Raw genomic sequence first — 5,326 nt, 5'->3', positions numbered from 1 at the left:
CTATTCCCATCATCATCAACCCTGTGAGTAATCCTGAATCTTATGAAAAAGTTATGAAATACATTCAAAAAGCAACAGGATATTCTTTGTCTTGAAATTCCTGTGTAGCAGAACAAGATAACAATAAAGTTGAAAAACAGATTTACTGTCTTTTCAATGTTAAAAATGGTTTGAGGAAATTTTTGCTCAAATAGCCTAGCTATTGAATCATCTTTTTTGTAGAGTTATCTAAGAAGAAAATTGTAACTTTAGTGGTAAGGTGCTGATTCTAAAATTGCATATAGCTCACTGCCATTCATCAAAAATTTGTTTTATCCGCTCAATTGCCGTGTCTGCTGCTTCTTCTGGAGATATGCTATTGACAACTATTCCATTGAGAGCTTTACCCCAAACATTCTCTTCTAAAACTAGGCTGTAAGCAGGGTTTTGGACAATATAAAATGGGCGAGTATTTTTAGTTAGTGTTTGAGTTGCAGTGGAAAGATGAGGATCTGCTGGATTTGTCCAAAAAGGATCTTTCCAAATAGGCTTCATTACTGGTAGATACCGACCTCCGGTAGCTTTGAGATAGTTTCCTATGATCTCAGGTTTAATTAAATACGCGAGAAAGTCTTTAGCTACCTTCTGGTTTTTAGACTCGGAAAACAAAACTATTTCATTAATCGAGACTAAGAAGCGCATCGGTTTACCATTAGGTTTGTTCGGAAATTCTAGGATACCAAGCTTGTTACGATAGGTATCAGAATCTTGGCGAACAGCAGCAGAAATCGAGAGCGAGGAGTTAGGTGTCATAACCACGCCACGATTGAGCAAGCTGCGATTATTGTCTGGATTTAACCAGTTTACTGCGTCTGGTGGTACGTAGCCCTGCTGAAAAAATTTCGCATACCACTCTAAGCTTTTAACAATACCTTGATGCACCTTGGGATCGTTGAGGAGAAGTTGACCCTTGGAGTCTAAAATTTGGACATTGTATGCCTCTAAAATCTGCTCAAACAAGTAGTAGGTATCTGTAGATCCAGTGGAGAAAGGAAAGCCTAACCCGTAAATATTCTGTTTTTGCTGTGCGCGCAAATCATCCTGCACTTGTTTCCAAAACTCCCAGAAAGCATCCCACTGTTTAGGAATATCGCTTTGAGTTCGACCTACTTTCTCTAGTAAGTCTCGCCAGTAGAAGATGTGAATTGTTAATTGATTAATTGGGACTGCATAGTAACTCGGTTTTTTATCAACGTTGTTATATAAACGAACTGCTTCCAACACACCTTCAGAATAAATACTTTTGACTGGCTCAATTACATCAGAGACATCTGCCAATTTACCTTCCCAGGCAAGACGTGGATATAGCTCCCTCTCAGCACTGCTATTTATGACGAGATCGGGTGAATTACCTGCCTGAAGTGCCCTTTGAGTCTTTTGTGGCAACTCATCATTAGTATAGAAAGTAAGTTTAATTTTGTTGCCGCTTTGCTGTTCCCAGTTACTAATAATCTTCTGGAGCGCTTCATCCTCTTCCAAAGTATAACCTTTATCTGACCAAATCTTCAGGACTTTACTGTTAATAGGAGATTCGGTGACTGAGGATTGGTTAGATTTTAAGATGTTAATGCAGGCAATAATTATCAAGCTGAGTATCAATGCCACGAGTACGTAGCGATGGCTAGCTTTTATTACCATTACGGTAAAACTTTGCTTGGCTTTTTGCTGATTCTTAAAGCCTTTAGCCATTGGACTGGCTTTGCTTCTGAATAACATGCTCATTTTATGATTTTTGCCAGAAAAACATCTTTACTGCATCTTCTGACATTACATAGCGCTTATTCAAGTTTAAATAGTTGCTTTTCACTTACTTTTCACCATCAACCAGAATTGCTAAGTAAGTGAGCAAGAATAAATTAAATTATGTTACGTAATGTAAAACTAATAAAATTATCTCTTCGTTAGAGCTTAATTTCTCTTCTAATTTGTAAAGACAGATGTCTCTAGCTGGGGTTGTTTGAACCATAATTTAAAATCTTGAATAGTTTTGCCATGCCAACTTTGCTGCACCTACTATTCCTGCAAAATTGCCTAACTCCGCTGGCAATATTTGTAAACCCGCTCGTGATAAAGGCTGCACTCGCTTCTCAATTTCTGCCTTCACACTTGGTAAGAAAAACTCAAAGCTACCACTGATACCGCCACCAATCACGATCGCTTGTGGTGTGAGTACATAAATCAAACTCGTTAAACCAATTCCCAAATTAACACCATATTCTTGCCAAAAAGTCAATGCTGCGGCATCTCCTTGTTGAGCAAGAAAACCCAATTCGATGGGTTCCTTGAGAGTGCGACGACGAATTGCAGTAGCACAGGCATATTGTTCCAAAGAGCCTCGATTGCCACTATTACAAATTGGGCCATCAGGATTTAAGGAAATTAAACCCAATTCTCCGGCGGCTCCTTGATGTCCAATAAATAGTTTGCCATCAAGGATAATTGCGCCACCAACCCCAGTACCTAAAGTTAGCAGAATTAGATTTTGAAAGTGGCGACCGGCTCCTAGCCAAGCTTCTCCCAAAAGAGCGCAATTGGCATCATTAGCGATCGCAGTTGGTTTGCCAGTTTTAGCTTCTAACCAGTCTGCTAAAGGCACATCGATCCATCCAGGTAAGTTAATAGCGATTTTGGCAATGCGTCCTGCGGCATCGGATGGGCCAGGAGTACCAATACCAATCGCAACAGCTTGATTATCTGGATCGATTTGAGCGATCGCATCTACCAGAACCGCCAACACCGCTTCCGGCGTTGTTGGTTGAGGAGATACCACAGTCAAAGATTGCAGACAAGTACCATCATCTGCAAAACGCCCCAGCTTAATTGCCGTTCCCCCAACATCAATGCCAATTACTTGAATTTTGTCATTTGTCATTTGTCATTTGTCATTTGTAATTGGGTATGAGGCATTGGGCATTGGTAATTGGTGAACAGTTATCACCTATTCCCTATTTTCTATCATTGAGTTCAAAATCAACAATTCGTCAGGCTTTTAGGATTTGGCACGAAAATATTCTAAATTTTCTGTCCTATTGGGTGCGACTCGTAAATTAGCAACAGTCATAGTACGAACACTAGATTGCTCTTGCCAAGCCGTGATTGGCGCACCTCTTAAGATACCAGCAAGAGCAAAGGAAAGGATAAACCCGCCAGTAGCGGCAGCAATTAACGTTAGATTATCTTTCATACAAATCTCTGTATTGTTTATTTGTCATTTGTCATTTGTCGTTTGTCCTTTGTCTAAAACTAATGACCAATGACTACTTTCGGATTCTATTTTCTCTCCGTAATCGGGGATTGACAAATTCATTTAACCCTTCACCAAGTAGTGATAACCCTACCACCATGAATGTCATCGTTAAACCAGGGAAAAGTGTAGTCCACCAAATGCCAGTAGGTAGAGCTTCTAAGGCTTGTTTTAAATCATGTCCCCATTCTGCCACTTCTTCGGGAAGTCCTAGCCCCAAAAAGCCTAAACCGCCCAACACCAAAATCGCATCAGCGGCGTTGAGTGTGAATAGGACAGGTACGCTTTGAATGACGTTGAAAAACAGATAACGAGAAAGTACAACCCAAGTAGAAGCGCCCATTGCTTGAGCAGCTTCGATGAACACTTCAGTTTTCACGCTCACGGTGTGGTTGCGAACAACGCGGTAATATTGGGGGATGTAGGCAATGCTAATAGCGATCGCTGCATTTAATATCCCACGCCCCACCACAAATGCCAGTGTCACAGACAGCAGTAGCCCCGGTAGAGTGTAGATACTATCCATAATAAATAGCAACACCTTATCTAACTTCCCGCCGAGATAACCACTCAGCATCCCCAAAGGCACACCGATAATCATACTCAGCGCTGTTGCCAAAATCACCACCTGCAAAGCAGCTTGAGCACCGAACAATGTCCTAGAGAACACATCATAACCCAAACGACTAGTACCAAACCAATGTTTAGCTGAGGGTGGCTCGTGAATTGGATTAGAGAGAAAATCTTTGGGATTTTGCAGCCATCCCCAAGCCTGCAATACGGGAGCGAAGAATGCCAGGAAAATGAAAAATAGGGTAATGGCTAACCCGATGAGCATGAGTTTTTGGGAAAGATTGAGACTTTTGCCAAACTGCAAAAATGTCGGTAGTCGCCGTTTTGTAATGGCCATAAAGCGATCGCCTGGAGCAAAGCTTGATACGCTGACCATTTTACATATTAGATAGGGGATTGCGTAAACATCCTGAATAAAAGTCCGACTACCTGACGCTGGATACAGAGCTAGACTGAGTTAGAGGTGAAATTATGCCTGATTTTTGCCGAAGCTTTTAACTACGATTCAGAATACTACCTATATTCGCGATCGTCTTTATCAACGAATCAGTCATTTTGATGATGCAGCCTTTGATTTTTTTGACACACTTTCAGTATTTTAACTGTGGTCTTGGCTGTTAATAGTTAATTAATATGTAGCACAATATTTTATATTATCTTAGTCATTGTGAAACCTCTTCTACAGACTTACTTAGAACAAGAAATCTGGATACTAGTGAGAGATAAGTGGTATTTCGCCACAATTATCGGAGTTTGGGATGATTTGTTGTGGTTTAAACATAGAACTTACAACAAAGACACAGAAGAAGATACTTTCTGGGAAATGGTTGTGAAAATCAGTGAAGTAATTGCTATTGATAAAGTTAAGTCTGTTATTAGTAGAAAACCAGATATGCTTATTTCACGACTACTAGAAACTGAGCAAGATACAAGCGATCGTCATCAAGATAATTAATATTAATTAGCTCAATTTAGGAGATAGACTCATTCTTTGCACCTGTTTCAAGATGCAAAAAATGAGCAGTAAAGTTGTTGGCTATGACGCAATACAGTTCAGAATGAGCAACAAAACCCTGATGTAGAGACGCGATTTATCGCGTCTTAAAATACCAATTATCTATCTACACTAATAACCTATAACCCAAACGTATTGGGCTATGGCAGGTATTGGATATTGGGAACTGACCAATACCTACTATCTCAAAGATTACTTTCAATCAACTGGCGATATTCGCTCTTTTGCTTCACGCCTTTGACTTCCTTGACCAGTTCCTTATTTTTGAACAATTGAACTGTTGGCGTTCCTGTCACACCAGCATTTTCAGCAATATCTCGGTCTTTGTCGATGTCAATTTCTACAAAGTGAATTTTGCTGTCAAATTCATCCACCACTTTATTTAAAATTGGCTTCAGGGTATGACAAGGGCCACAACCAGGAGGGACGTGTTTAACAAGGAGCTGTCTCTTATA

Annotated in this window: 6 protein-coding genes; 1 reads left to right on the top strand and 5 read right to left on the bottom strand. The window is 40.2% G+C overall.

Annotated features, from left to right (window positions below; translation table 11 throughout):
* Positions 1–285 precede the first annotated feature (285 nt).
* From IQ229_RS11565 to IQ229_RS11550, 4 genes are all read right to left on the bottom strand, one after another.
* Positions 286–1,728 (bottom strand): sugar ABC transporter substrate-binding protein, encoded by a 1,443-nt coding sequence (locus IQ229_RS11565; protein WP_228013390.1) that lies wholly within the window; start codon positions 1,726–1,728, stop codon positions 286–288.
* Between the two features lie 280 nt (positions 1,729–2,008).
* Complete coding sequence (locus tag IQ229_RS11560; RefSeq protein ID WP_194043827.1) at positions 2,009–2,911, bottom strand: ROK family protein; 903 nt, start codon at positions 2,909–2,911, stop codon at positions 2,009–2,011.
* Positions 2,912–3,028: 117 nt separating this feature from the next.
* The gene (locus IQ229_RS11555; RefSeq protein ID WP_194043825.1) at positions 3,029–3,223 is read right to left on the bottom strand and encodes a hypothetical protein; all 195 of its coding nucleotides are present in this window, start codon (positions 3,221–3,223) and stop codon (positions 3,029–3,031) included.
* Positions 3,224–3,296: 73 nt separating this feature from the next.
* Entirely contained in the window at positions 3,297–4,193 is an 897-nt protein-coding gene (locus tag IQ229_RS11550; protein ID WP_194043829.1) for an ABC transporter permease, read from the bottom strand.
* A 330-nt stretch (positions 4,194–4,523) separates the two neighbouring features.
* Between IQ229_RS11550 and IQ229_RS11545 the strand changes: the two genes are divergently transcribed.
* Entirely contained in the window at positions 4,524–4,811 is a 288-nt protein-coding gene (locus IQ229_RS11545) for a hypothetical protein (protein ID WP_194043823.1), read from the top strand.
* Between the two features lie 245 nt (positions 4,812–5,056).
* Here the strand turns inward: IQ229_RS11545 and IQ229_RS11540 are convergent.
* Positions 5,057–5,326 (bottom strand): thioredoxin domain-containing protein (locus tag IQ229_RS11540; protein ID WP_194043821.1); only part of this gene is annotated, 270 nt, incomplete at its 5' end.

This window comes from Nostoc cf. edaphicum LEGE 07299 (assembly GCF_015207245.1).
GTDB lineage: Bacteria > Cyanobacteriota > Cyanobacteriia > Cyanobacteriales > Nostocaceae > Nostoc > Nostoc edaphicum_B.
This window is presented reverse-complemented; position numbering and strand designations above follow the sequence as displayed.

Bases quoted from the DNA above. Each gene is read 5' to 3' on its own strand.
- IQ229_RS11565 (WP_228013390.1), bottom strand. From the start codon at position 1,728: ATGGCTAAAGGCTTTAAGAATCAGCAAAAAGCCAAGCAAAGTTTTACC.
- IQ229_RS11560 (WP_194043827.1), bottom strand. From the start codon at position 2,911: ATGACAAATGACAAAATTCAAGTAATTGGCATTGATGTTGGGGGAACG.
- IQ229_RS11555 (WP_194043825.1), bottom strand. From the start codon at position 3,223: ATGAAAGATAATCTAACGTTAATTGCTGCCGCTACTGGCGGGTTTATC.
- IQ229_RS11550 (WP_194043829.1), bottom strand. From the start codon at position 4,193: ATGGCCATTACAAAACGGCGACTACCGACATTTTTGCAGTTTGGCAAA.